A 25,152-nucleotide genomic window follows, 5' to 3' on the forward strand; every position below is an offset into this window, starting at 1 on the left:
TAAATGAGATCTGCAACATCAATTGTCTATGCCTATGGCGTTCTAACTAACTGTTCAGATATTGCTTTGGACATGCCCCGAAGTGATCTTGCAGGGCTTGTCAAGAATGGCCCTCTAAGGATTCTGCCGTTCGGTAATATTGCTGCGGTCGTGTGCGACTTTGTACTGCCAAATGGCAGTGATCTCGAAACTCTTCTAGAGGATAGCCGGTCAGCAGAGCGATTAATTCTTAACCACCACCAGGTGCTGTCGTACATTGTTAGCCAACATACGATATTGCCGCTCAGGTTTGGGGCCGCCTTTACTGAGGATGCGGGTGTTATCGCCGCACTGGGCGGCCGTTGCAGCGAATTGCAGAAAGCACTTGGCCGTATTGATGGGGCACTCGAATGGGGTGTGAAAACATTCTGCGATAGGAAGCTGTTGAAGCAACGCGTCAGGGGAACGGGTTCTGAGATCAGCGATCTTGAAAGCGAAATTGCGAAGCAGGGTGAGGGTAAAGCCTTTTTTCTGCGTCGCCGGAAAGAACGCCTGATACTTGAGGAAGTTGAGGAGATTCTCGAACAGTGCGTTGTTGGGACTCAAGAACAGTTAGAGCCGAGTGTTATTGAGGAAGCTTTGGTCAAGCTTCAGCCTCCCACAGTACATGGGCATGAGCATGACATGTTAAGTAACATATCCTATCTGATTGCTCGGGGCACTGAAGACGCGTTTATGCAATCGCTTGAAGATTTGCGTTTGGCCCATGCGCCATATGGTTTAGAATACCAAATGAATGGTCCTTGGCCAGCTTACAGTTTTTCTGACCAACAGTTGGAAGGCGGCGTAAATGACCAATAAGGCACAAGGTGGACAGGATTTAGCGCTTGCTGATTTGTTGGATCGAGCGCTCAGCACCGGTGTTGTTATTTGGGGCGAAGCGACCATATCCTTGGCCGGTGTCGATCTCGTTTATGTTGGATTGAAAGTCCTGGTTGCTTCTGTGGACGCCGCGGAGCGGATGAAGGCTGCAAGTCTAGTTGACCGGCCAACCGATAGGGGTCAACAAATATGAAAAGACTTTATGTCTACGGAATCGTTGGGGCGACCAGCTTTGATGATCCGCTGCCCAATGGGCATGATGAAGCCTCTGTGTTTGCTCTTGTCAGTGGTGATATTGCAGTCGCTGTGAGTTTCGTGGAACGATCGGCTGTCGAAGCATCGGCTGCGAATGTCTGGCTACATGATAATGTCCTGAGCGCCTTGATGACACGATACGCGGTACTACCGATGCGCTTCGGGACAATTGCAGTTGGAGCCACGCAGCTTCTTGAAGGCATCGTAAAGCGGCAGAAACAATTGATGAAAGATTTGATGAGACTCAACGAAAACGTTGAAATTGCACTACACATATCAGGAAAAAACTGGGAAAAAGTTAATCAAAAGGTTACTAAAAAAAATACCGATCAGGCCATAACCCAAGGCACAGCCTATTTGCTGGGAAGGCAGCAAAGCCTCTATGGTTCGGATAAGACGCAGTTGTTGGTGCAAAATGTTAGGCGTGCTATCCGATCTGGTCTTGACCCGCTTATGAAAGATGTCATCTGGCCAATTGATAAGCCTCAGGCGTTGCCGTTCAAGGCATCCTGCCTGATCAATAGGAACGACGTCGCGAGTTTTGTGCAAATTGTGAATGATATCGCAGCGCAAAATTTGGATGCCCGTGTGACCTGTACTGGACCATGGGCACCCTACTCATTTGTTGGAAAGTCTGGAGTGGAAGGTGAGACATGAAAACGACAAGTGACAGTCAATTCGATTCGATGAAAAAGATTTTGACGGACTCTAGTAAGGAAGATTCTGCTTCGTGCGACCCTACTGATCTGTTGCCAAATAAATCACTGCCTCCAAGTCTTTCGACTAGTCCTGAGACGGCAGCTGACGACCTTGTAAAGCTCGTATTGGCTGTCATCGATACGGTCCGGCAAGTGATGGAGAAGCAAGCCATCCGCCGAGTTGAAAGCGGTGCTCTGGCTGAAGCGGAAATTGAACGACTTGGCCTAACATTGATGCGTCTTGAAGCGCGAATGGTAGAACTTAAATCCCATTTTGGCCTTTCTAACGAAGACCTAAATCTTCATTTTGGAACGGTTCAGGATCTCAAGGACATTTTGAACGACGAAGAATAGCAGTGGCATATTATTGTACGTTATCAGGATTTTTCTTGTAAAACGCACAGCAATAATGTGCCACAGAAACGGCTGCGACATAGCGCAGTTGTAGCGGAGTAAAATTCCGCCAGTTTGTGTCCTTCGTTTATTCGAAGGGCGGGAGATGTATTCTGTGGATATTTATAATCGTGTGCGCCGCGCTTGTTTGAAGGACGGTATGTCAGCCCGAGAAACGGCTCGATATTTTAACAAGGACCGTAAGACGATCGCGAAGATGCTTTTAGGTAGGTTGCATCAATTGAGATTATTTTTTTAGGGAGTATCCGAAACTCTGTGTATGAGGTTTAGCCCATGCGGTTTCGACGGATCATTTATTGAACCGTTCTGAGTATAGGATAGCGAATTGGTTTCGTGCGGCAACCCATTCTCTGACGCATCTGCCAGCCTTCTCGAAGCTTCGGATTGCAAGATAGATTAGCTTGGTTGCTGCGTCGTCGGTTGGAAAGCTGCCGCGGGTCTTTGTTGTTTTCCGGATGACCCTGTTTAAGCTTTCAATCGCATTGGTCGTGTAGATAATTTTGCGCACGGCTGGCGGGAAGGCAAAGAACGGGATGACCTCTTGCCAGGCCCGCCGCCATGATGGTGCGATGGAGGGGTATTTGTCGCCCCATTCAGCTTCAAAATCATCAAGGGCTTTTGCCGCCTCAGCATCATCCGTAGCCTGGTAAATCCGTTTCAGGTTTTTGGCGACCTCCTTGCGATCTTTCCATCCGCAGAAGTTCAATGAGTGCCGCACCAGATGCACGATGCACGTCTGGACTGTGGTCTCTGGGAAGGCCGCGTTGATGGCGTCAGGAAAGCCCTTGAGGCCGTCAACAACGGCGATAAGGATATCTTCGACGCCACGATTGCGCAGATTGTTCATTACCGACAGCCAGAACTTGGCGCCTTCATTGTTGGCAATCCACAGCCCCAAAACCTCGCGTTCGCCTTCTGGGGTGACGCCAAGGGCCACGTAGACCGCCTTATTCTTGACCTGACGGCTTTCAGCGTCTCGGATTTTGACCCTGAGTGCGTCGAGGAAAACGATCGGATACATCGGCTCCAGAGCGCGGCTTTGCCAGTCTGAAACCTCAGCCAAAACGGCATCAGTGACGCGGCTGATGAGATCAGCGGAAACGCGCAGGCCATAGACCTCCTCAAGATGGGATCGGATATCACGCGTCGACAGGCCAGCCGCATAAAGCCCAATGATTTTATCATCCATCCCGTCGATCCGTGTTTGGCCCTTCTTGATCAGTTCTGGCTGAAAGCTGCCGTCTCTATCACGTGGAACATCGATAGGCACCGCGCCATCATTGCCCTTCAGCGTCTTGCGTGTGGTGCCGTTGCGCCGGTTGTCCTGCAGGGTTGCCGGTTCACCGTCCGGCTCATAGCCAAGGTGTTCTGTCAGTTCCGCGCCAAGCATCCGCTCCATCAGTCGGACCTTCAGCTCCTTCATCAAGCCTTGCTCACCCAACAAATCGTTCGCGTTCCCAACGCCCCTCAGCAGCTCGTCTAATACATCTTTGGATATCGTCATTGTCGTCATACTCCTTCGTTAATGAAGCATGGGCCAATTTACTCATACACAGAAGATCGGACACTCTCTTTTTTTATTATCTGAGCCCTGTTCTGCGATCCCCATCATTATCCGTGCGAACACACCCTGTCACTCCAGCGCTTCCAGCAGTTATACAAAGCCTTCGGTGGACCATACTCTAATTGTGCATCACACCACCTTAGACGGGATTACATCCGCTCATCTGTGCGTCACTCAGCTTATAAATACTCCTCATTCTACCACCCATCTTTGGGACTTTGAAACACAAGATCATAGTAGTACAAAATAATCTAGTGAGACCTGCACCGAGTTATAACCGAAAGTTGGTGACGGCCCGAATGGGCGGCATATCATGGCGTTGTTGAAGCGCCGCAATTCTCATTGAGAAAAGGATATGCCACATGACCAAGAATACAGTTATCGACTTCGCAAAACCAAGCGATTTTTCACCTGATCCGCTGACGGATCTTCTGCGAGCAGGTGCGCAGGAACTTCTGGCCACTGCGGTGCGCGCGGAGGTGTCCGAATTCATGGGCGGTCACGCGCACCTTTTGGACGACGAGGGCCGCCAGCGTTTGGTGCGCCACGGGTTTCTGCCGGAGCGCGAGGTTATGACCGGGATTGGCAAGGTAGCGGTTCAGGTTCCTCGGGTAAGGGATCGTGGTGAAAACCCGGATGGTTCGAAGGTCCGTTTCAACTCGTCGCTTGTCCCGCCCTATTTGCGCAAGGCAAAGTCTGTGGAGGAATTGCTACCGTGGCTTTACCTCAAAGGCATCTCGACAGGGGACTTCAGCGAGGCACTGGCATCCCTTGTAGGGCCAGACGCCGATGGATTGTCGGCCTCGACGATCACGCGACTGAAGTCGACCTGGTGGGAAGAATACGAGGCTTGGCGCAAACGCGATCTGACGGCAAAGCGCTACGTCTACATCTGGGCCGACGGTGTCTACTTCAACCCACGCCTGGACGATGATCGTCAATGTATGTTGGTGATTATTGGCGCGGATGAGTATGGTGACAAGGATGTTCTTGGTATCATGGACGGGTTCCGCGAGAATGCGGACAGCTGGCGGGACCTTCTTCGGAGCTTGCAAAAACGGGGGCTGACGATTGCGCCTGATCTGGCCTGTGGGGACGGTGCTTTGGGCTTCTGGACTGCACTTCGGGACGTGTATCCGACGACGAAAGAACAGCGCTGCTGGGTCCACAAGATGGCCAACATCACAGGCGCGATGCCAAAGCCCCTGCATGAAAAGGCCAAGGCAGGGCTGCAAGACATCTGGATGGTGGCAACAAAGAAAGAGGCGGTTGTCGCCTTCGACCTGTTCGTTGAAACTTACGGTGTCAAATACGAGCGTGCGGTCAAAAAGCTGACCAAGGATCGCAACGTGCTGCTGACATTCTACGACTTCCCTGCCGAGCACTGGAAGCACATCCGCACGACAAACCCCATCGAGAGCGTCTTCGCTACCGTGCGCAACCGAACCCGCAAGACCAAGGGCTGCCTAAGCCGCAAAACGGCCCTGTCCATGGTCTTCAAGCTAATGATGTCAGCCAAGAAAAAATGGCGAAAGCTCAGCGGCACAAACCGACTGCCCGAAGTCATTCAGGGGGTTGAGTTCAAAGACGGGATCAAGCAACTTCAAAACGCCGCCTGATGACAGCCGTCACCAACTTTTGGGCATAACTCCGTGCACCTAGATTGTTAGTGTCTATGGCGGCGTAAAAATTCACTGAAGATTTCGTAAATATATTTATTTAGTGGCCTTTGGAAATTTGATTACACTGGTTGAATGGATAAACGAACCTTGCCCCACTGGTGGCCATTTGGTAACGTGATCACTATAACATGCCATTTCGATCATATGAATAGCGTCGTAGCCGCCTAGTGAATTGTTGCAATATATTCAAACTATGAGTAAGGGATTTTTGGATCAAAGGTTAATTTCAACATCTCACGCTCTCTAGACGGAATGTGTCGCACTTTAATCCTAGGTTTAATTTTACTTTGGGTTAATGAGTTTAACGTAATCAGGCCACCAATCAGAAAAACCAACATGCCCAAATAAATTGGGCCAGCATGAGCTACCCAATTATGCTTAAAATCCCCAGCGTAATCCAAAGACGATATCAATATAAAAGCTACAGAAGGTGAAATCATCGCCGCCCACCACGCCCACCAATATCCACGTTGAACCCCGCACCAGACCAACGCTATGACCGCGAAACTAGTTGACGCAATGAACCCAGAAACAGCTACATGGAGGTGATTCATATAAGCCATAATGGCGGGATTGATTGTGTCAAGCTCGGCAGGCGTCACACCGCTAAGCGTATAAACGCCAATCTCAAATCCAACACCTGATAAACTAACAAATAAAAATATAACTGCATAAGTTAAAAATATTAACATACCAAAAACCATTAATATACCACCCTTTGTAATGACTAAATTAGATGTATTCATAGTTTTTACCTCATTATCTATTAATTAATTAATCCTAAATTCCCTAAGTTGAGTTCTTAATCATAAGTGAACACTACTCTTCTCAAATTATGCACTAGAACGATCAAAGTACGAACGAGGTAAACGGTTAAACAACACATCCTTTCGGGTAGGTCACACTATAGGGCACCCCTATAAATCGCAGCTGACCTGAGAGGTGGTCCTAGTTTGTCGACCAGTTTACAGCCTTGTTAAGATGGATCAGGGTTTCATTTAGAGATATGACTGAATCTAGTGTTTGAGTGGTTTGAAGGTTGGCGGCGTATCTGGTTGAATTGTTGTTGGAAGACAGCAGCCCAACCGAAGGAGATACACCACCATGGAAACGACTAACATTGTTGATTTTGCGCGTCGAGACGGGATGACGGACGCGCTGACGGAGTTGCTGAAAACGGGAGCACAACAATTGATAGCGACAGCAGTTGGGGCCGAGCTTGTCAGTTATCTGGCGCAATTTACCGGCTTACGCACCGATGCCGGTCACGCGGCAGTCGTGCGCAATGGACATCATCCGGCTCGCCCATTTCAAACGGGCATTGGCCCTGTGAGCGTGCGGATTCCAAAGGTCCGCTCGAAGGATGGCACACCAGTAACATTCCGCTCGGCCCTGGTGCCACCCTATGTGCGTAGAACCAAGACCTTAGAAGCTGCCTTGCCGTGGCTTTACCTCAAAGGCATTTCCAGCGGTGAGATGGCCCCAGCCCTCAAGGTTCTCTTGGGCCCTGATGCCAAGGGATTGTCAGCAAATACGGTTTCGCGTTTAAAACGCGATTGGGCCAATGAATACGAGGCTTGGAAAGACGCTGAGTTAGATGATGAGCCAATCGTCTACATCTGGGCTGACGGCGTTCACAGCGGCCTTCGGGGCGAGGATGACAAGCTCTGCGCCCTTGTAATTGTTGGCGTCACAGCCCGTGGCAAGAAGCGGTTCTTGGCCATTGAGGACGGGGTGCGCGAGTCCACCCAGAGCTGGCGAGAAGTTCTGCTCAGCCTCAAAAGCCGGGGAATGAATGCCCCAAAATTGGCGATTGGAGACGGTGCCATGGGGTTCTGGGCCGCCATGGATGAAGTCTACCCCACGGCCCGACAGCAGCGGTGCTGGCAACACAAAACGATGAACGTGCTCAACTGCCTGCCCAAGCTATCACAGCCAAAGGCCAAAGCGGCGATCCACAACATCTGGCAGGCTGAGACCAAAGATGATGCGGAAAAGGCGTTCGATTTGTTCATCAAAATCTACGAACCCAAATATCCCAAGGCGGCGCTGTGCCTGCAAAAAGACCGCGAAGAACTCATGGCATTCTTCGACTTCCCCGCCCAACATTGGCAGAGTATCCGCACCAGCAACCCAATTGAATCGGCCTTCGCCACGATCCAACATCGCACCAAGCGCTCAAAGGGCTGCCTGTCACGCGATGGCATGCTGCACATGATGTTCAAGCTAGGACAATGCGCAGAGCAAAACTGGAGGAAGCTACGCGGCTTTGATTACCTGGCCAAAGTCATCACAGGCGTCAAGTTCAAAGACGGAATTGAAACCACCAACCACAGCCAGATCGCCGCATGACCGACAACCCTCAAACACCAGATTTGACAATAACTCTTTCATTTAGGCTGCCAATCTAATTGGTTCTGTTTTGCTGGCATAGGCCTCATCTGGGGTCAATATGCCGTGGGTCGAATGTGGGCGTTCAGAGTTGTAGTAGGTCAGCCATTTGCCGATCCCAGTCCGCATTTCAGAACCTGTCTCAAATGCATTCAGATAGACGCATTCATACTTCAGCGACCGCCATAGGCGTTCAATCATGCGATTGTCACGCCACGCGCCTTTGCCATCCATGCTGATCTTGATCTTTGCATCCGTGAGCACGTCGACCCAAGCACCACTGGTAAATTGGCTGCCTTGGTCCGTATTAAATATCTCTGGCTTGCCGTGCTTTGCCCGCGCCTCTTTCAGGGCTTCAACGCAGAAGTCCGCGTCCATGCTGTTGGACAACCGCCAAGCAAGGACTTTGCGACTGTACCAATCCATGATTGCCACCAGATACAGGAAGCCACGCCGCATTGGGATGTAGGTAATGTCAGCACACCAAACTTGGTTTGGGCGGTCGATCATGACTTTTCTAAGAAAATACGGCCAGATCTTATGCCGGGGGTGTTTCTTGCTGGTGTTGGGCTCCTGATAGATCGGGACCAAACGCATGAGCCGCATTAGGCGGCGCATGCGATGCCGGCCGCATTTGTGGTTGTTGCGTTTCATGTAGCGCGCCATCTGGCGGGACCCGTACCATGGCGTTTCGAGGAATTGCTTATCAATGATTTCCATAAACCGTAGGTTCTCAGCGCTTTCGCCCTTCGGTTCATAGTACAAGTGGGATCGGGTCAGCGTCAGCAGCTTGCATTGACGGCGGACACTCAGCTTGTGGTCCTTACTCACCATTTTTTGCCTCGCGTCCCGAGCAATTGATGCGAGGCATCGGCCAAAAAATCCCGCTCCACCACCAACTGGCCGATCTTTGAATGCAGCTTGTCAACGTCTGCAATGCTCACCTGCTCAGGAATGGAACCTCGGCGCGTAAATGCCGTCGACATGTTTTCAATCACCGCGCGTTTCCATGTGCCGATCTGGGTCGGGTGAACGCCGTACTTCTTCGATAACTCCGCCATCGTCATTTCTTCGCGGATCGCTTCAAGCGCAACCTTGGCTTTGAAATTGGGCAAGTGGTTCTTTCGTTTCGTCATTTTGGATCATCTCTTTCACAAGTTGATCCACCTTAACTACTGGTCCGAAATCCTGCGACCACCTCTTTATATTCGTGTGTTGGAGTTGTCAGCCACAAACTGTGGGTCGGTGGCTGAGTTTTGCGAGTTGCTGTATGTGTCAGAATTCAGTGTTGGCTGGGGAAGTTTTATTAGAAACTAGCTTCCAACTTACATCGTTCACGGACCAAAGATGTTCAGACTAGAGGAGCGGGAAACAAGCCGTTTCAATTTTGAATGCATTCAAACTGCTGGACCTTGCCACCAGCTTACCCCAAGTCATTACACGTAAGGAGCCACATAGATGTTCAGGGTGTCAGCAACGGCTGCCGGTCCGCTATTTGCGAGCGTGGCGATGGTCATGTTCTCTTTGAACGACGTGGCCATGAAGGTTCTCAGTAGTGGCTATGCCTTGCACGAATTGGTGCTGATACGCTCCATTGTCGGCCTTGCCGTTGTCGTGTGCATCATGGTCCCTCTAAACGGCACACTTTCCCTTCTCAAGACACGCCGATTGGGCATGCATGTGCTCCGCGCGAGCTTTGTTGTGTTTGCGAACCTTTGCTTTTTCCTTGGCCTCGCTGCCCTGCCCTTGGCCGATGCTGTGGCAATTTTTTTCATATCTCCCTTTTTGATCACAATCGCTTCGGTCCTTTTTCTGGGCGAAGTGGTCGGACGGCGCAGATGGAGCGCGATTGCCTTCGGAATGATCGGCGTTCTGATCGTACTGCGGCCAGGAACAGACGCGTTTCAAGTGGCTTCACTTCTACCGCTGGCCGCTGCGTTTGGCTATTCAGGCCTGCACATCATGACGCGATTCCTGCGGGACACAGAGAACGCCGTGTCGATGACATTTTACATCCAGATCATCTTTATTGTGGTTTGCGTCGTGTTTGGTCTGCTCTTTGGGGACGGCAAACTTGCAGAGCAAAGCAACGCATCCTTGACGTTCCTGTTTCGTGAATGGCGAGTTCCAGATACCGCCGATCTTCCCTTAATGCTGATCCTTGGCATCTTCGCGACTATCGGCGGCTATTGCATCTCACAGGCCTATGGTCTTGTCACGGTTTAGTTCCCGTCTCTTTCGAGCAATGTTTGCTATGAAGGAGATAGAGAATGGCAAAGAGATACACAGATGAGTTTCGGCGTGATGCGGTGCGCATGGCGACGACGAGTGGGTTAACGCGGCCTCAACTTTCATCAGATTTAGGGGTTGGGCTTTCGACGCTGAACAAATGGGTTCAACAGCATCAACACGATGACCTGATGTCAGGACCGCATCAAGACGTTGAGAAGGAGAACACGCGGCTTCGCAAGGAAGTCCGTCTGCTGCGCGAGGAGAGGGAAGTGTTAAAAAAGGCGGCGATCTTCTTTGCAGGCCAAAGCCGGTGAGGTTTGCTTTCATCGACGTCTGGAAAGAAGAATGGCCAGTTGAGTTTCTGTGCCGCGTTATGCGGGTCACATCACGTGGTTTCCGCGCGTGGCGGGTTCGCCCGATGAGCCAGCGACAACGAGATGATATGGTGATCCTAGCTCATATCCGTGAACAGCATCGCTTAAGCCTGCAAAGCTATGGGCGGCCTCGGATGACCGAGGAACTGCAAGAATTGGGATTGAAGGTGGGCCATCGTAGGGTCGGACGTCTGATGGGCGAGAATGGCATCAAGATCATCAGAACCCAGAAGTACAAGGCGACAACGGACAGCAACCACACGTTCAACATCGCACCAAATCTGTTGGATCAAGATTTCTCAGCGACTGGCCCCAATCAGAAATGGGCTGGCGACATCAGCTACATCTGGACAAGTGAGGGCTGGCTGTATCTTGCCGTCATCCTTGACCTGTATTCTCGCCGCGTCATCGGCTGGGCTGTCAGTAACCGCATGAAGAAGGATCTGGCAATCCGGGCGTTAGATATGGCCGTTGCTTTGCGCCAACCACCGGAGGATTGCATTCACCATACGGATCGTGGTTCGCAATATTGCTCAAATGAGTATCAGAAGCGCCTGTCCAAGCACGGCTTCAAGATCTCGATGAGCGGCAAGGGAAATTGTTATGATAACTCTATGGTTGAGACGTTCTTTAAATCCATCAAGGCTGAGCTGATCTGGCGTAACCGATGGGATACACGCCGTCAGGCAGAAGGTGCTATATTCCAGTATATCAACGGATTTTATAATCCAAGGCGCAGGCACTCGTCGCTAGGTGGTAAAAGCCCCTTGGCATTTGAACGAAAGGCCGCATAAAAGAGTTCAGAGACCGGAACGTAAGCGTGACAAGTCCATCGGCATCTCCCTGGTCAAGTGGAGCCTGATAGGGGTAATCACAGCAATGTTGGAAAGCGCGATTTAATGTTATGACCAATTGTGGCGCTTAGTAATGTGCGGCTAGAAGTGTTCTTATTTATTCCTTGCTATGCAATAATCTTTAGATGTAAAGATTTTATCTCAGAGCCTTGTATCAAAGCGCACTACAGTTCTTCTAAGGTCAATCAAGACAGGTCAAGTTGTCTGAAGCTGCTGCCGGAAGCATCCGATCGAAATCCAACACCACCCCATATATAGGTACGTGTTGGCTGCCCCTTGCTACCTGCGAATTAGTTATATTTTAACTCACTACCGTTCAGACGCTGCTTTCTAGCGTATGATGCGATCCTGATCCGTATGTATTGCCGCGACCAGGTATTTTTGATTATCTACACGCGTTCAATTTTGGAACGACATGACAACAGCCATACTTGATGGCTTCGCTTTCGAATTCGATTGTACCCTCTCGATGTCCCTGTGCGGTTCACGTGCGCGGATGTATCAAGGGTGTCCCAACCTCATGGCGCACAGCCCTGGGGTCCTTGGAGCATGACCTAATGTTAGCTAAATACCTGCTTTTCACACCCGGCCCTGTGAATGTGGCCGAAACCCTCCGTCTCGCCATCAGCAGGGAGGATATCTGCCATCGCGAACCTGATTTTGACACCCTGCTTCGTAGTATCGAACATAAACTGATCTCTCTCTTTCAGATCAGAAACCGCGAACGGTATCGCGCAGTAGTGATCACCGGATCTGGCACTGCGGCAAATGAGGCCATCTTGTCTTCTGTCGTCGGTAAAGGCGCGATCCTGATACTGTCGAATGGAGAGTTTGGTGACCGGCTGCACAGGACGTCTTTAATTCACAATCAGCAGACCCACCTGATTGAAGCGCCCTGGGGGACTCCTTTTGATTTGAATCAGATCGAGGCCTATCTGGCGGCCCACAAGATTGATGTCATCGCAACGGTTCACCACGAAACCTGTTCGGGGATGTTGAATCCGCTCGCAGACATCGGCGCTTTGTCCAAGGCCCATGGTGCGCTGTTCGTGGTCGATGGTGTCAGTTCCGTCGGCGCGGAAGTGATCGATATGGAGGCATGCAATATCGCGTTTGTGTCCAGCTCAAGCTCCAAAGCTATTGGGTCATACCCCGGCCTGTCCTTTGTCGTGGGGCGCAAGAAACACTTTAAACGGCTAAAACATCACGCGGCGAAAACCACGTATCTGAACCTCGCTACGTTCTACGCTTTTTTGAAAAATCACAGTCAGACACCAAATACACCAGCAGTGCCCCTGTTCTTTGCTCTGGAGCAGGCGTTGACGAACATTCTGCGCGAAGGGGTGATCAAACGCTATGCGCTCATCAAAGCCCGTGCGGATCTGCTGCGTCTCGGTATGCGCCGCCTCAACCTCGAATTTTTGATCGACGAAGCGGATATGTGTTCGATCCTCACAACAGTGCGGGTGCCGCCGTCGATTTCGGTGCGCGACCTGCGGGATCGGCTGCGCGAGAAATCCATCATCATATATGAAGGTAAAGGCTGCTTTGCGGGCAAGGTGTTTCAGGTCGGCAATATCGGGGAATTGTCCGACTACGACATCCGATTTTTCCTTGCTGCACTCAAGGACGTGCTACTGACTTTGCAGTCCGAAGCGGCCGAATTGGTTGCACCTGTCATACCAAAGGGTGCGATTTTGGTTATGCTCCCCACACCTGAGCGCATGCAAGCGAAGGTGGTGTCGTGACCGGCAAGCTGACACAGCTTTGGGCAACCAAAACTCGCGATGACGAATGGTGGTCGTCGTTTGTCACGTCACCGCTGGCTATTGCCGCCAATTATGTCGCTGTCGCCGTCCCGTGGATCACTCCAAATCGGATCACTGCATCCTCGTTTCTGGTCGCTGTGGTTGCTACAATCGGGATCGTTATCGGAGAGACTAGATCCTTTATTGCAGCGGCAATCCTAATCCACCTCAGCCACATTCTTGATTGCATGGACGGACAAATGGCACGCTACCGAAAGGTGTCATCCTCCGTCGGCAGTTATTATGATCGGCTAACGGATCAAGTGCAGGTCGCGCTGTGGTTTGGCGCTACCGGATATGCAGCATTTGTGCAGACAGCCAGCGTGATCCCTGTTTTCCTTGCGATGATAGGCATCTCGTTCTACGGCTTACGCGGCTACGCCAAATACATCGCTCTTGAGATCGAAACAGCACGCAACCCAGACTACCCCAAAGACATGGCGCAGCTGAAACAGGTCGAAGCCAAAGCAGGTTTGGGTTTTGGCCTGCGGACAAACGGGGCGTGGTTCCTTAGAGAGCAACGCAAAGTGCTCGCCTTTGATGAGGGTGTTTTCATTTTCATGCTGTCTGCTGCCCTGATCTTTGATCAACTTGTGCCCATGCTTTGGATCTTCGCAGCAAGCCAAGTGTTCTGGGGCACTTACAAATCTTGGCTCAGGGGTAAAAACATCGGCCAAAACCGCAAACTTTCCTTCCAGAAATAGCCCCTCTCATCATCGCCTATCTAGGACATACTGATATGAAAAACGAAACCAATCGCCCGCCAATCGCTGTAATACTGGCCGCAGGCATCGGCTCTCGGCTCAGCCCGCTGACAGACAACTGCCCCAAAAGCCTGCTGACCGTTGGCGGGTCTGTTATCCTTGAACGGATGATCCGCAATTGCCTCAGCTGCGGTATGTCCCAGTTCGTTCTGGTGCTTGGACACATGGAGGACGAGATCAAACAATTCGTCGACAAGACGTTTCGAGACATCCATGTCACCTATGTGATCAACGAGCGTTACCGCGATACAAACACGGGATATTCATTGATGCTGGCCGCATCCGCCATCGGTACCGCCGAGTTTGTCAAATTCGATGCGGACGTGGTGTTTGATGTGAAAATCCTGCGCAAACTTCTGGATGACGACCATGCAGACGTATTGTGCATTGACCAGAATATTGCGCTTGAGGATGAGGAAGTGAAAGTTATCACCGACGATCAAATGCAGGTCATTGAGATCGGCAAAACCGTCGATCCCAAGCTGGCATTGGGCGAGTCTATCGGGATTGAGAAGATTAGTGCCAAGACCGGCAAGCTACTTTTTGCCGAACTCAACGGAATGATGAAAGTCCGAGAGCATTTTCAGGACTACTATGAGGCTGCGTATGCGCGATTGGTGGACAAGGGATCGGTATTCCGTGCGATTGATATCACCGGACTGAACTGGACAGAGATTGATACGGTGAAAGACTTTACCGCAGCAAATGCGATGTTCGAGACTTCGATCACAACTGTGTCTCGTGGCCAGAAAAAGGCGATAGATGAAGCGGCTGAAAAGCAGACCATCACCATGTAAAACCAATCAAGAACAACACCAATGGGTTCCTGATACTGGCAACCATGTGCGCGGCAAGAAACCAGATTCGCAACGGCAAATGGCTGCTGTGCATCACTGTGCCAGCCGTTACGAATATTTGCCGTGCGCAACTGGCACATTCCCAAGTCGCGCTGTTTCGCTTTAACGGCCAGCCGTTGCAGATGCCACACGAAGGGCACACAAAGCCCTCAGGCCAACGATGTTCCGCCAGATAATGCAAACACGCTTCCTCGTCAGAAAACCTGGATTCGAACGCAAGGCGGGACATGGGTTTGTCGTTTTTCCATCTGGCCGGCATCGGCAGAACAATACAGAAGCATTTTAGATTGGTAAGCCACTTCACACTACATCAGGTGCCGCCGGAGCAAAAAGGATAAGCCTTCTCATACTGATTGACGCTGCGTTCTCAGCTTGATTGTCGCGCTACAGTTCGAGGTGCTTTATGGGAAACTCAGTGATGAGCCGATGGCCTGGCGAGCAACATCGTCATTTTACAGCTGTGTGCTGCGCCCTCTGTGCTGGGCGGGTTTGTTGAGCAGTCAGCAAGCTCCTGGCGCACGGCACTCAGATGCTGGTTACTTTAAAACGCCATTATGGCGAGCTTGGTTGAAGCTAAACACGGACGACATGGTCAACCCCGCGCAACGTCACTGAGCACCGCAATAACTGCGTACATTTCCACCAGCAGCTTCAACGCAGGTCTAAGGGGGTTAAATGCAGTTTGACAGCTTCAAGCGCCTATCAGGCCTTAATGCCTGATCTCCAAGCGAACCAATTTATCCTTCACGCTCTGTTTTTTTTCGCGCTAGTTTGCGCTGACGGCTAACGGCTTCTTTTTGCTCTCGTGCTTTCCGCACAGACGGCTTTTCGAAATGCTCTTTGAGCCGCATTTCACGAAACACGCCTTCGCTCTGAAGCTTTTTTTTAAGCGCACGAAGCGCCTGATCGACGTTATTATCACGAACACTTACTTGCATTTGGATTCTGCTATCTTTCCAAGAAAATCTTAAATCATTTTGCAGCGTTGCGCGACAAAATCAAACAAAATCGTCTCGGTAAGAATTGTGTTGTCCTGCTTCAGTAAGCTTGACCCCGAAGCTCAAACCCATCACGCGTTTGATCATACCGCTTGCCCGCGCGCACATCCTTCTGTGGCGCACGACACCAACGACATGCTGAAGCCCATGCATCTGCACCAAGCGCCCAATAACTGCGTACATTTTCAGTAGCAGCACGACACAGCTGATAATCTCATAGAACACATATTGTATGAGGTTATAGCGCAAGTCATTGAAATAAATGTATTTCAGCTTGAACGTGTTTTCGGTCGTCCGACCAATACCTCATACTTTATAGTCAAAGCTAACAAAGCATTATGTTTTTAGGAGTTTTGAAATGCGCCAAGCACAGACATTGAACGAGGCCCAGTTACGCCGTGTAATACAGTACTGCCGCAGCCGTCGTCATCCAGTTCGTGATGAGACAATCATCATAGTCAGCTTTTACGCAGGGCTGCGGGCAAAGGAGATCGCAGCGCTAACAGTGGACAACGTGTTTGACGAAGCAGGCGCGGTGCGGACACAGTTCATCCTATCGCCAGAACAGAGCAAGGGCGGCAGGACACGCACTGTGTATTTGAACCAGCGCTTGCGGAAATCACTTGCTGAATACAGCAGCACAATCCGACTGAGCGATCCACAGCGTCCATTGTTCACCAGCCAGAAAGGTGGTCATTTCTCAGCCAACACCATGTGCCAGCTGTTTCTTGAGATTTACAAAGCATGCGGGTTCAAAGATGTGTCAATCGCAGAGTAAAATGGGACCTCTGTCGCGGGGTAAGAAGGGGCCATTTCGGGTGATGTTTGTGTGGCGCTTTGGTGGGCGTGCTTGTCATATAGCTAACGCGCGCCAAAGCGCATGTTGGCCCTAGGGCCACCATTGTTCTGATCTGGATGGGGCTTACTTTTGTTTGTTACGGCTGTGTTTGAGCCTGTAGCTTTCGCCGTTCATCTCAAGAATGTGGACGTGGTGGGTCAAACGGTCCAGTAACGCGCCTGTCAGGCGCTCAGAGCCAAAGACCTCGGTCCATTCATCGAAGGGCAGGTTCGAGGTTATGATGATGGACCCGCGTTCGTAGCATTGGGATATGACTTCAAAGAGCAATTCCGCGCCCGATTTGCTGAGGGGCACAAAGCCCAGTTCGTCAATGATCAACAGGTTCTGGCTTGTCAGATGTTTTTGAAGGCGCTGCAATCTCCGCTCATCTTGGGCTTCAATCAGGTCATGGACCAATGCTGCCGCCGTTGTGAAGCGAACCTTCAGTCCCCTCTGACACGCAGCCAACCCAAGTCCCAAAGCGATGTGCGTCTTGCCCGTGCCTGAGGGGCCAAGGGCGATGATATTCTCCCTGCGATCCACGTAGTCGCAACGCGCCAGATCCATCGTCAGCGGCTTGTTCAAGCTGGGCATGATCTTGAAGTCAAAGCTGTCCAAGCTTTTGGTGCTGGGGAACTTCGCCGCTTTGATCCGACGTTCAATCATCCGCCGTTCACGGTCGATCAACTCCATCTCACACAAGCGCGCCAAGTAGTGGATGTGGTCTTTGTTCTCTGCAGCACAGAGCTGCGCCTGTTTGGCATACTCGCCTTGGAACGTTGGCAGTCGCAGTTGTTTAAGATGATGCCGCAGAAGGATCTGAGGGGCTTCAGTCATGCCGCCGTCCTCCCCATCAGGCTCATGTAACTGGACGGGCGTGTTGTGCCGACATTGGCCTTGGGCAAGTAGGGATAGAAGTCCAAATCCAATCGCGGTGGCCGCTTCTCAACTCTGCACAGCACAAGATGTTTTACAGCGTCATACCCAATCGCGCCCAGATCAATGGCATGCTGGATCGCACCCTGCACAACATCCATTTCGAACGTCTCCAACAGACGAAGGACCTGAACATATTCCCGCTTGCCCGGCTTACCCATTCTGGCTTCAAGCAGCCGGTGCAGCGTGGCAAATACATCTGGCAAATTCCAACCCTGCAAAGGCGCGGCCTGATCCAAGGCACCCACCTTTTGTTCAAGCAGGGGCAAAAAGTGCAACGGGTCAAAGATCATATCCGCTGATGTGTAGGATCGTTTGTGCCGCGCAATAATCTCGTTGCCGCAGCCGATGATAACCTCATGCACAAACCCACGCACGTGAACGTCGTGGTGCGCATAGGCTACTGGCGAGTTATTGTCAAATCTGGTGTTTGAGGGTTGTCGGTCATGCGGCGATCTGGCTGTGGTTGGTGGTTTCAATTCCGTCTTTGAACTTGACGCCTGTGATGACTTTGGCCAGGTAATCAAAGCCGCGTAGCTTCCTCCAGTTTTGCTCTGCGCATTGTCCCAGCTTGAACATCATGTGCAGCATGCCATCGCGTGACAGGCAGCCCTTTGAGCGCTTGGTGCGATGTCGGATCGTGGCGAAGGCCGATTCAATTGGGTTGCTGGTGCGGATACTCTGCCAATGTTGGGCGGGGAAGTCGAAGAATGCCATGAGTTCTTCGCGGTCTTTTTGCAGGCACAGCGCCGCCTTGGGATATTTGGGTTCGTAGATTTTGATGAACAAATCGAACGCCTTTTCCGCATCATCTTTGGTCTCAGCCTGCCAGATGTTGTGGATCGCCGCTTTGGCCTTTGGCTGTGATAGCTTGGGCAGGCAGTTGAGCACGTTCATCGTTTTGTGTTGCCAGCACCGCTGCTGTCGGGCCGTGGGGTAGACTTCATCCATGGCGGCCCAGAACCCCATGGCACCGTCTCCAATCGCCAATTTTGGGGCATTCATTCCCTGGCTTTTGAGGCTGAGCAGAACTTCTCGCCAGCTCTGGGTGGACTCGCGCACCCCGTCCTCAATGGCCAAGAACCGCTTCTTGCCACGGGCTGTGACGCCAACAATTACAAGGGCGCAGAGCTTGTCATCCTCGCCCCGAAGGCCGCTGTGAACGCCGTCAGCCCAGATGTAGACGATTGGCTCATCATCTAACTCAGCGTCTTTCCAAGCCTCGTATTCATTGGCCCAATCGCGTTTTAAACGCGAAACCGTATTTGCTGACAATCCCTTGGCATCAGGGCCCAAGAGAACCTTGAGGGCTGGGGCCATCTCACCGCTGGAAATGCCTTTGAGGTAAAGCCACGGCAAGGCAGCTTCCAAGGTCTTGGTTCTACGCACATAGGGTGGCACCAGGGCCGAGCGGAATGTTACTGGTGTGCCATCCTTCGAGCGGACCTTTGGAATCCGCACGCTCACAGGGCCAATGCCCGTTTGAAATGGGCGAGCCGGATGATGTCCATTGCGCACGACTGCCGCGTGACCGGCATCGGTGCGTAAGCCGGTAAATTGCGCCAGATAACTGACAAGCTCGGCCTCAACTGCTGTCGCTATCAATTGTTGTGCTCCCGTTTTCAGCAACTCCGTCAGCGCGTCCGTCATCCCGTCTCGACGCGCAAAATCAACAATGTTAGTCGTTTCCATGGTGGTGTATCTCCTTCGGTTGGGCTGCTGTCTTCCAACAACAATTCAACCAGATACGCCGCCAACCTTCAAACCACTCAAACACTAGATTCAGTCATATCTCGCTACTGGCACCGAGTAATCATTGCTGCGATAGCGCACCATTGAGATTGACGTGGCCCGCGTGCTGACGTGATCGCAGGCTTCATATTCTGCGATGGGCAATCCCATCAGAGCATCCAAATCCGACATCAGGCGTGCGCCTATAGTTTGGGTGTGACCCCGCAACGTATCGCCCTGACGTGCTAAACACTTCTCTTCCAAATGTGTGTTCAGATCATCAAAGCTGTCATAACGAGGTGCGGGAACCATGAAGTTGCGGCGGGTGTATCCAACCATGCCCTCAACGTTGCCTTTATCGTTCCCTCGCGCGGGTCTGCCAAACTTGTCATCAAACAAGTAATGCGACTGCAGCTCCGTAAACCGACGTGTGCGGATGCGCGTTCTGTCCCCGAGTATCCGAGCCACGGCGATCTTGGTATTGTCGTAGAGAATGGATTGCGGAATGCCGCCAAAGAAAGCAAAGGCCGAGACATGGCCATCACAAAACGCCTCGGTTGTCTCAGCTGGATACCCCTTCACAAATACAGCATCAGAATGCGGCAGGCTCATCACGAAGAAGTGGATCTTACATTCTACGCCGCCAATCACGCCAAGGGTCTCGCCAAAATCGACCTGTGCATGGCCCGGACGATGCGACAGTGGCACAAACACCTCTTTGGTGCGCCGCTTTTGCTCCCGAACGTAATAAGTCACCGTCGTCAGGCTGCCAGCATACCGATGTTCGTCGCGCAGGCGTTCAAAAATACGCTTCGCTGTATGCCGCTGCTTTTTGATCAGGGCCTTATCTGTGCGCAGGATCTTGTCGATAACACCGACATAATCATCAAGCGTTGGGCGACGTGGCGCTTCTGAACGGCGGTAACCAGGTGGCAGTGCATGACGCAGCATCTTCGCGATCGTCTTACGGTCCTTGTTAAAATATCGAGCCGCTTCTCGGGCTGACATACCGTCCTTCAAACAAGCGCGGCGCACACGATTATAAATATCCACAGAATACATCTCCCGCCCTCCGAATAAACGAAGGGCACAAACTGGCGGAATTTTACTCCGCTACAACTGCGCTATGTCGCAGCCGTTTCTGTGGCCCATTATTGCTGTGCGTTTTACAAGTGCAAATGATAACTTCACGGGTGGCCCCTATTCTGCTGAGATTGTCAGAGAAGTACGGAAGGCATTAGTAACGCATTGGTTCATCACACCTAAGCAGAAATCTTCAAAGCAAGATGGTCTTGCGGCTATCTACACCTACGAGCCAACGATTGTTCCTAGCCACCTAAAGTTTAAGTGCCACGGCATTGGTCCAATGGTTGAGGTGCGCAGCGAGAGAATAAAGACGTATGGCAACGCTGTAGGCGGTAAGCGGATGTCACCACGTCAATTTGCGCCTCACTTTAACCCTCTGGTTGCCGATATGAAGGCCATCAACAGTCTAGCACTACAGTACCCATTAGCTGATTTAGACGGTTGGGAGTTGGGGCAGTCAAAACGTATTTTCAACAATGGCTCCCTAACCTCAGGAGGACGTATGTATGGATCATGGCAGAACTCTAATGAACTAGAGCGGCTTCAGATGACCATTGGGGATGAGCCTGTATGTGAGATTGATGTGACTGCCTGTTTCCCTAACATTTGTCATTCCATGTTTGGTGGGACTAACCACCTTGGGCGCGATCCGTATCAACAGATTAAGTTTGTTCGGGAGGTTAACGACCCAGATGAACGTCAGAAGATGAGAAAACTAGCAAAACTGCTGTCATCTGTATGGGTAGCTAGCCGTGGCAATCAAACGCAATTCCCTGCGGGTAAGAAAAACGCTGACAATGGTGTGACTGTCTCAATACGGGAGCAGTTTGACCTTAGCAAAAACATCAAATTTAAGGACCTGATGGGGCAAGTAATCGAGGTATTTCCATTCTTTGGAAAGATCAAAGCCGATAGCCCATGTCTTATGTTTAAGGAGTCAGAGATTTTTAGTGCTGCCATCTTGAGTTTAGTCAGTTGGGGTATTCCAGCTTATCCTATGCATGATGCGCTGATGGTTAGGTTGTCGGACCAAACCGATGGTGTTGAGGCACTACAGGCATCACTAAAGCAGCATCTTGGATTCCTACCTGATGTAGATGTTTCCTACATGGATGAGCTTGGTGAGGTTAAAAGCAATTATGCAACACGACCCCATGATGATCAGGGTACGATAGAAAAACTTAGGAAGCCTATAGCTACAGATTGGAGTCTTGAAGATGACTTTGATGTACTAGAGGATTATTAATTCTTATGGCTTATAGCTAGAGAGATATAGTGATATGCCTCATGATTATTAACTACTTAAGTAATACCCCTATGGTTATAATTACATATGTAGATACCTCATGATTATAATTACATATGTGGATACTTTAGGGGTATTATTGGGTGGTAGTAGTATAAGAGGTAAGAGGAAGATTTTAGTGTAGGAGCGTCTTTACTGCCAACAAAAGAACCTCAATCAATGTTTACTTTGACGCTGCCTAAGAAGTACTGAAAGGAACCAAGCGATGAAACTATGTACGATCACAACAAGCCTATGTTTAGCATTGGCGTCACCTGTGATTGCTGAGGATACGCCAAGGGCGGGCCAGCTTGCTATGGAGCTAGTTGCAGTTGATCAAGTCATTATGGAACGTTCTGCAAAAGTTCTTGAATATGCGAGTGGCGCAGCAGAACTACAGGTAATGCTTGATGGAAATAACGCCATATGTTCAGGAACAGAGCGAGGCGAGGCGTTTGATGTTGCGCTGCTTGGCGTCATACAGGGTTTGGTTGACATTGACTGGGTTGGGGTTGCTCAAATACGGCAAAATCTCTTAAATTCAGTAGAAACTAAGCCAGAAATTAGGGCCGCCGCAGTTTTGTGTTCTAAGGGTGAAGTGATAACTGCCCGTCAAAACATTGCTGCTATGAGTTGGGAGTTAGCGAGGCGGGCTAATGTAATAGCAAGTAGTTTGACTGACTACAGGACGAAACTAGAGCAAGACATGGTCGCCGCGAGTTATAACCGAAAGTTGGTGACGGCCCGAATGGGCGGCATATCATGGCGTTGTTGAAGCGCCGCAATTCTCATTGAGAAAAGGATATGCCACATGACCAAGAATACAGTTATCGACTTCGCAAAACCAAGCGATTTTTCACCTGATCCGCTGACGGATCTTCTGCGAGCAGGTGCGCAGGAACTTCTGGCCACTGCGGTGCGCGCGGAGGTGTCCGAATTCATGGGCAGTCACGCGCACCTTTTGGACGACGAGGGTCGCCAGCGTCTGGTGCGCCACGGGTTTTTGCCAGAGCGCGAAGTTATGACCGGGATCGGCAAGGTAGCGGTTCAGGTTCCTCGGGTGCGCGACCGTGGGGTAAACGCGAATGGCTCGAAGGTCCGTTTCAGTTCTTCGCTTGTTCCGCCGTATCTGCGCAAGGCCAAGTCTGTGGAAGAATTGCTGCCGTGGCTTTACCTCAAAGGGATCTCGACAGGCGATTTCAGCGAGGCACTGGCATCACTTGTAGGACCAGACGCCGACGGGTTGTCCGCCTCGACGATCACGCGACTGAAGTCGACTTGGTGGGACGAATATGAAGCGTGGCGCAAGCGAGACCTGTCGGGAAAGCGCTACGTCTACATCTGGGCGGACGGTGTCTACTTCAACCCGCGCCTGGACGATGATCGTCAATGTATGTTGGTGATTATTGGCGCGGATGAGTATGGCGACAAGGATGTTCTGGGCATCATGGACGGGTTCCGCGAGAATGCGGACAGCTGGCGGGACCTTCTTCGTAGCCTGAAGAAACGGGGACTGACGATTGCGCCCGATCTGGCCTGTGGGGACGGTGCACTGGGCTTTTGGACCGCACTGCGGGACGTGTATCCCACGACGAAAGAGCAGCGCTGTTGGGTCCACAAGATGGCCAACATCACGGGCGCGATGCCAAAGCCCCTGCATGAAAAGGCCAAGGCAGGGCTGCAAGACATCTGGATGGCGGCAACAAAGAAAGAGGCCGTTGTCGCCTTCGACCTGTTCGTTGAAACTTACGGTGTCAAATACGAGCGTGCAGTCAAAAAGCTGACCAAGGATCGCAACGTGCTGCTGACATTCTACGACTTCCCAGCCGAGCACTGGAAGCACATCCGCACGACAAACCCCATCGAGAGCGTCTTCGCCACCGTGCGCAACCGAACCCGCAAGACCAAGGGCTGCCTGAGCCGCAAAACGGCCCTGTCCATGGTCTTCAAACTTATGATGTCAGCGAAGAAGAAGTGGCGAAAACTCAGCGGCACAAACCGCCTGCCAGAAGTCATTCAGGGGGTTGAGTTCAAAGACGGGATCAAGCAACTTCAAAAAGCCGCCTAATCATGCCGTCACCAACTTTTGGGTATAACTCGTCGCCGCTGCACTTAAACACAACTAAAGTTACTTGGTGCCGCTCGCTTATGTTCTAAAATGACACCCCTCGAATACATCAGGGACCATGGCTTAAATAGGTCTCGTGAGTGCCATTGGGTTCATTTGCTGATGGGAGGTAGCCTAAACTTTACCAACGCACCCTACGGATACCACAGGGCCTCTCAGGGGCATGCACGCGCTGGGCTGGTGATGCCCTAATCTGTGGTAGTACTCACTGTGTGGTGCTACAGAAGTTGGAGATAGTCTTATCAGGCAGCGCTTCGAACTTGCTTGACCGACAGCAAATTTTCAGGACCATACCCCCAACAACATTCTAATAAATCGGTAACCCTAATGTTCTCAAAAACAACAACTGACAACCTGCAAAAGCCAACAACACAAGGGACTTCAGGCGAGAAGCGCCGCTCTGTATTGCATGATGATATTTTGATCAAAGGTGACTGGACGAGTGACGGAATTGTTGAGTTTGGCGGAAAAATTATTGGGGATATTACTGCTGATGTCCTTGTGCTTACCTCAGATGGTCGGGTGACTGGAAACGTTCGCGCACGCAATGTTACAATTGAGGGACACCTAGAAGGTACTGTCGCGGCGATTAGTGTTGTAGTTAAAACAACGGCAAAAGTAATGGCTGATATTAAAGCTGATCAACTTTCAATCGAGTCGGGTGCAGAGATTCAGGGACATATCCAAGTGGCTGGAAACCCACCAAAGACGACACTTAGGGCAAGAATAGGCTCTCAAACATAACCCCTGAGTGCCATTAGCTCCATACCCTAGCTTGGGCATACCAAACGTCACCAACGCAATGTGCGGACAATACAGGGCTTATCGGGGGCCATACACGCGCTGGGCTGGTGATGCTTTTACCTGTGGGTGCACTCATTAGGCTGTGTGGTGCTGTAAAGGCTCCTGATGCTTGTGGTAGATTGCTTCGCCACCCCAATGCCATATTAAGCATAAGCACTCTAATAGCTATTACCTGAACCAACCAGATACTGACCTAAGGTCTTGGCCAACGCCTTCGATAGCGGTAGCTGAGCCGTCCAGTAGCCCTGAGGTCGTACCGCATGACGTTAGCAACATGACCAACGTAAAGGTCCATAGTGGCTTCATTTTCTGTCCAGACATTCCTAAGAAATTTATTGTTAGTTCGGTAGTCCATCTAGCTAGCCTTGCATAGCCTGTTGCCGCAGTAGATTATTGAAAAAAACAACAGCAGGATAGACCCTCAAGCATGACCGCAATGCTTAAAGAAATACCCCGTAAAAAAATGAGTATTACCTGCGCTGTGTGTCAGCACGTTGTCACCCATGAAGTTGCAAACCTTATGTTGGTGGTTGATGAAAATATGACAACTCATGAGATACGACAGCAGGCCACCTGTCCCAAGTGTAAGGCT

The 25,152-nt window shown here is 51.0% G+C and carries 23 protein-coding genes and 3 pseudogenes; 16 read left to right on the plus strand and 10 right to left on the minus strand.

Annotation, left to right across the window (positions count from 1 at the left end; all coding sequences use genetic code 11):
- The first annotated feature begins 3 nt into the window (after positions 1 to 3).
- Genes OAN307_RS15460 through OAN307_RS15475 form a run of 4 tightly spaced genes read left to right on the plus strand, consistent with a single transcriptional unit; the run spans position 4 to position 2,168 of the window.
- Positions 4 to 840, plus strand: coding sequence for a GvpL/GvpF family gas vesicle protein (locus OAN307_RS15460; RefSeq protein WP_015500571.1), 837 nt, complete (start codon positions 4 to 6; stop codon positions 838 to 840).
- On the plus strand, positions 830 to 1,054 hold the full coding sequence (locus OAN307_RS15465) for a gas vesicle protein (RefSeq protein ID WP_015500572.1): 225 nt from the start codon (positions 830 to 832) through the stop codon (positions 1,052 to 1,054). Before OAN307_RS15460 ends, OAN307_RS15465 begins: the two co-directional genes overlap by 11 nt.
- Complete coding sequence (locus OAN307_RS15470; RefSeq protein WP_015500573.1) at positions 1,051 to 1,773, plus strand: GvpL/GvpF family gas vesicle protein; 723 nt, start codon at positions 1,051 to 1,053, stop codon at positions 1,771 to 1,773. The genes OAN307_RS15465 and OAN307_RS15470 overlap by 4 nt, the downstream gene beginning before the upstream one ends.
- Entirely contained in the window at positions 1,770 to 2,168 is a 399-nt protein-coding gene (locus tag OAN307_RS15475) for a gas vesicle protein K (RefSeq protein ID WP_015500574.1), read from the plus strand. Before OAN307_RS15470 ends, OAN307_RS15475 begins: the two co-directional genes overlap by 4 nt.
- Positions 2,169 to 2,517: 349 nt before the next feature.
- On the opposite strand, the gene OAN307_RS15480 is transcribed toward OAN307_RS15475, so the two are convergent.
- Together OAN307_RS15480 and OAN307_RS30200 are read right to left on the minus strand one after the other, a co-directional pair.
- Positions 2,518 to 3,732 carry an IS256 family transposase gene (locus OAN307_RS15480; RefSeq protein WP_015500576.1) on the minus strand — a complete coding sequence of 405 codons (1,215 nt, stop codon included), beginning with the start codon at positions 3,730 to 3,732 and terminating at the stop codon, positions 2,518 to 2,520.
- A 72-nt stretch (positions 3,733 to 3,804) separates the two neighbouring features.
- Positions 3,805 to 3,935 (minus strand): annotated as a pseudogene (locus tag OAN307_RS30200) (IS5/IS1182 family transposase); the annotation flags it as partial.
- A 219-nt stretch (positions 3,936 to 4,154) separates the two neighbouring features.
- On the opposite strand from OAN307_RS30200, the gene OAN307_RS15485 reads away from it, so the two are divergent.
- Positions 4,155 to 5,411: an IS256 family transposase gene (locus OAN307_RS15485; protein ID WP_015500577.1), complete on the plus strand. Its 1,257-nt coding sequence runs from the start codon at positions 4,155 to 4,157 to the stop codon at positions 5,409 to 5,411.
- Positions 5,412 to 5,665: 254 nt separating this feature from the next.
- On the opposite strand, the gene OAN307_RS15490 is transcribed toward OAN307_RS15485, so the two are convergent.
- The gene (locus OAN307_RS15490; protein WP_015500578.1) at positions 5,666 to 6,220 is read right to left on the minus strand and encodes a hypothetical protein; all 555 of its coding nucleotides are present in this window, start codon (positions 6,218 to 6,220) and stop codon (positions 5,666 to 5,668) included.
- Positions 6,221 to 6,578: 358 nt separating this feature from the next.
- On the opposite strand from OAN307_RS15490, the gene OAN307_RS15495 reads away from it, so the two are divergent.
- On the plus strand, positions 6,579 to 7,826 hold the full coding sequence (locus OAN307_RS15495) for an IS256-like element ISOan5 family transposase (protein ID WP_015500579.1): 1,248 nt from the start codon (positions 6,579 to 6,581) through the stop codon (positions 7,824 to 7,826).
- A 42-nt stretch (positions 7,827 to 7,868) separates the two neighbouring features.
- On the opposite strand, the gene OAN307_RS15500 is transcribed toward OAN307_RS15495, so the two are convergent.
- Positions 7,869 to 9,001 (minus strand): IS3 family transposase gene (locus tag OAN307_RS15500; protein ID WP_408634913.1). Its coding sequence is split into 2 segments (ribosomal slippage): positions 7,869 to 8,734 and positions 8,734 to 9,001, totalling 1,134 coding nucleotides; the frame shifts between segments, so codons are not numbered across the junction.
- A gap of 322 nt (positions 9,002 to 9,323) precedes the next feature.
- Here OAN307_RS15500 and OAN307_RS15510 point away from each other — a divergent pair.
- The 5 genes from OAN307_RS15510 to OAN307_RS15535 all read left to right on the plus strand — a co-directional run bounded on the left by OAN307_RS15510 (position 9,324) and on the right by OAN307_RS15535 (position 14,694).
- The gene (locus tag OAN307_RS15510; protein WP_245540861.1) at positions 9,324 to 10,091 is read left to right on the plus strand and encodes a DMT family transporter; all 768 of its coding nucleotides are present in this window, start codon (positions 9,324 to 9,326) and stop codon (positions 10,089 to 10,091) included.
- A 44-nt stretch (positions 10,092 to 10,135) separates the two neighbouring features.
- A protein-coding gene (locus OAN307_RS15520; RefSeq protein ID WP_085982882.1) for an IS3 family transposase occupies positions 10,136 to 11,265 on the plus strand; the annotation gives its coding sequence in 2 pieces (ribosomal slippage) (positions 10,136 to 10,370 and positions 10,370 to 11,265; 1,131 coding nt in all).
- A 653-nt stretch (positions 11,266 to 11,918) separates the two neighbouring features.
- Positions 11,919 to 13,073, plus strand: a complete 1,155-nt coding sequence (locus tag OAN307_RS15525) for a pyridoxal-phosphate-dependent aminotransferase family protein (protein ID WP_217564360.1) — start codon at positions 11,919 to 11,921, stop codon at positions 13,071 to 13,073.
- On the plus strand, positions 13,070 to 13,837 hold the full coding sequence (locus tag OAN307_RS15530; protein ID WP_015500582.1) for a CDP-alcohol phosphatidyltransferase family protein: 768 nt from the start codon (positions 13,070 to 13,072) through the stop codon (positions 13,835 to 13,837). Before OAN307_RS15525 ends, OAN307_RS15530 begins: the two co-directional genes overlap by 4 nt.
- 35 nt (positions 13,838 to 13,872) lie before the next feature.
- The gene (locus OAN307_RS15535) at positions 13,873 to 14,694 is read left to right on the plus strand and encodes a phosphocholine cytidylyltransferase family protein (protein ID WP_015500583.1); all 822 of its coding nucleotides are present in this window, start codon (positions 13,873 to 13,875) and stop codon (positions 14,692 to 14,694) included.
- Positions 14,695 to 14,719: 25 nt separating this feature from the next.
- Here OAN307_RS15535 and OAN307_RS15540 read toward each other — a convergent pair.
- Positions 14,720 to 15,013, minus strand: a pseudogene (locus tag OAN307_RS15540) (transposase); the annotation flags it as partial.
- Positions 15,014 to 15,491: 478 nt separating this feature from the next.
- Complete coding sequence (gene rpsU, locus OAN307_RS15545; RefSeq protein WP_015500586.1) at positions 15,492 to 15,692, minus strand: 30S ribosomal protein S21; 201 nt, start codon at positions 15,690 to 15,692, stop codon at positions 15,492 to 15,494.
- Positions 15,693 to 16,110: 418 nt separating this feature from the next.
- On the opposite strand from rpsU, the gene OAN307_RS15555 reads away from it, so the two are divergent.
- Positions 16,111 to 16,530, plus strand: a complete 420-nt coding sequence (locus tag OAN307_RS15555) for a tyrosine-type recombinase/integrase (RefSeq protein WP_083903031.1) — start codon at positions 16,111 to 16,113, stop codon at positions 16,528 to 16,530.
- 144 nt (positions 16,531 to 16,674) lie between these two features.
- On the opposite strand, the gene istB is transcribed toward OAN307_RS15555, so the two are convergent.
- From istB to istA, 4 genes and pseudogenes are all read right to left on the minus strand, one after another.
- Positions 16,675 to 17,427 (minus strand): IS21-like element helper ATPase IstB, encoded by a 753-nt coding sequence (istB, locus tag OAN307_RS15560; RefSeq protein WP_015497935.1) that lies wholly within the window; start codon positions 17,425 to 17,427, stop codon positions 16,675 to 16,677.
- Positions 17,424 to 17,945: pseudogene (locus OAN307_RS15565) on the minus strand (Mu transposase domain-containing protein); the annotation flags it as partial. The gene istB and the pseudogene OAN307_RS15565, both read right to left, overlap by 4 nt.
- A gap of 25 nt (positions 17,946 to 17,970) precedes the next feature.
- Entirely contained in the window at positions 17,971 to 19,218 is a 1,248-nt protein-coding gene (locus tag OAN307_RS15570; RefSeq protein ID WP_015500557.1) for an IS256-like element ISOan5 family transposase, read from the minus strand.
- Between the two features lie 90 nt (positions 19,219 to 19,308).
- Positions 19,309 to 20,319 (minus strand): IS21 family transposase, encoded by a 1,011-nt coding sequence (gene istA, locus OAN307_RS15575; RefSeq protein WP_245540862.1) that lies wholly within the window; start codon positions 20,317 to 20,319, stop codon positions 19,309 to 19,311.
- A gap of 64 nt (positions 20,320 to 20,383) precedes the next feature.
- Here istA and OAN307_RS15580 point away from each other — a divergent pair, with 64 nt between their 5' ends.
- The 4 genes from OAN307_RS15580 (at position 20,384) to OAN307_RS15595 (ending at position 24,500) form a co-directional block, all read left to right on the plus strand.
- Complete coding sequence (locus OAN307_RS15580) at positions 20,384 to 21,589, plus strand: hypothetical protein (RefSeq protein ID WP_015500588.1); 1,206 nt, start codon at positions 20,384 to 20,386, stop codon at positions 21,587 to 21,589.
- Between the two features lie 316 nt (positions 21,590 to 21,905).
- On the plus strand, positions 21,906 to 22,403 hold the full coding sequence (locus OAN307_RS15585; RefSeq protein ID WP_044043876.1) for a hypothetical protein: 498 nt from the start codon (positions 21,906 to 21,908) through the stop codon (positions 22,401 to 22,403).
- A gap of 36 nt (positions 22,404 to 22,439) precedes the next feature.
- Positions 22,440 to 23,696, plus strand: a complete 1,257-nt coding sequence (locus OAN307_RS15590; RefSeq protein ID WP_015500590.1) for an IS256 family transposase — start codon at positions 22,440 to 22,442, stop codon at positions 23,694 to 23,696.
- 387 nt (positions 23,697 to 24,083) lie between these two features.
- Positions 24,084 to 24,500: a bactofilin family protein gene (locus OAN307_RS15595; RefSeq protein WP_015500591.1), complete on the plus strand. Its 417-nt coding sequence runs from the start codon at positions 24,084 to 24,086 to the stop codon at positions 24,498 to 24,500.
- Positions 24,501 to 25,152 lie beyond the last annotated feature (652 nt).

Source organism: Octadecabacter antarcticus 307, assembly GCF_000155675.2.
GTDB classification, from domain to species: domain Bacteria; phylum Pseudomonadota; class Alphaproteobacteria; order Rhodobacterales; family Rhodobacteraceae; genus Octadecabacter; species Octadecabacter antarcticus.

Bases quoted from the DNA above. Each gene is read 5' to 3' on its own strand.
- OAN307_RS15590 (WP_015500590.1), top strand. From the start codon at position 22,440: ATGACCAAGAATACAGTTATCGACTTCGCAAAACCAAGCGATTTTTCA.
- OAN307_RS15570 (WP_015500557.1), bottom strand. From the start codon at position 19,218: ATGGAAACGACTAACATTGTTGATTTTGCGCGTCGAGACGGGATGACG.
- OAN307_RS15555 (WP_083903031.1), top strand. From the start codon at position 16,111: ATGCGCCAAGCACAGACATTGAACGAGGCCCAGTTACGCCGTGTAATA.
- OAN307_RS15490 (WP_015500578.1), bottom strand. From the start codon at position 6,220: ATGAATACATCTAATTTAGTCATTACAAAGGGTGGTATATTAATGGTT.
- OAN307_RS15495 (WP_015500579.1), top strand. From the start codon at position 6,579: ATGGAAACGACTAACATTGTTGATTTTGCGCGTCGAGACGGGATGACG.
- OAN307_RS15535 (WP_015500583.1), top strand. From the start codon at position 13,873: ATGAAAAACGAAACCAATCGCCCGCCAATCGCTGTAATACTGGCCGCA.
- rpsU (WP_015500586.1), bottom strand. From the start codon at position 15,692: ATGCAAGTAAGTGTTCGTGATAATAACGTCGATCAGGCGCTTCGTGCG.
- OAN307_RS15595 (WP_015500591.1), top strand. From the start codon at position 24,084: ATGTTCTCAAAAACAACAACTGACAACCTGCAAAAGCCAACAACACAA.
- OAN307_RS15580 (WP_015500588.1), top strand. From the start codon at position 20,384: ATGTCGCAGCCGTTTCTGTGGCCCATTATTGCTGTGCGTTTTACAAGT.
- OAN307_RS15465 (WP_015500572.1), top strand. From the start codon at position 830: ATGACCAATAAGGCACAAGGTGGACAGGATTTAGCGCTTGCTGATTTG.
- istB (WP_015497935.1), bottom strand. From the start codon at position 17,427: ATGACTGAAGCCCCTCAGATCCTTCTGCGGCATCATCTTAAACAACTG.
- istA (WP_245540862.1), bottom strand. From the start codon at position 20,319: ATGTATTCTGTGGATATTTATAATCGTGTGCGCCGCGCTTGTTTGAAG.
- OAN307_RS15460 (WP_015500571.1), top strand. From the start codon at position 4: ATGAGATCTGCAACATCAATTGTCTATGCCTATGGCGTTCTAACTAAC.
- OAN307_RS15480 (WP_015500576.1), bottom strand. From the start codon at position 3,732: ATGACGATATCCAAAGATGTATTAGACGAGCTGCTGAGGGGCGTTGGG.
- OAN307_RS15485 (WP_015500577.1), top strand. From the start codon at position 4,155: ATGACCAAGAATACAGTTATCGACTTCGCAAAACCAAGCGATTTTTCA.
- OAN307_RS15470 (WP_015500573.1), top strand. From the start codon at position 1,051: ATGAAAAGACTTTATGTCTACGGAATCGTTGGGGCGACCAGCTTTGAT.
- OAN307_RS15510 (WP_245540861.1), top strand. From the start codon at position 9,324: ATGTTCAGGGTGTCAGCAACGGCTGCCGGTCCGCTATTTGCGAGCGTG.
- OAN307_RS15475 (WP_015500574.1), top strand. From the start codon at position 1,770: ATGAAAACGACAAGTGACAGTCAATTCGATTCGATGAAAAAGATTTTG.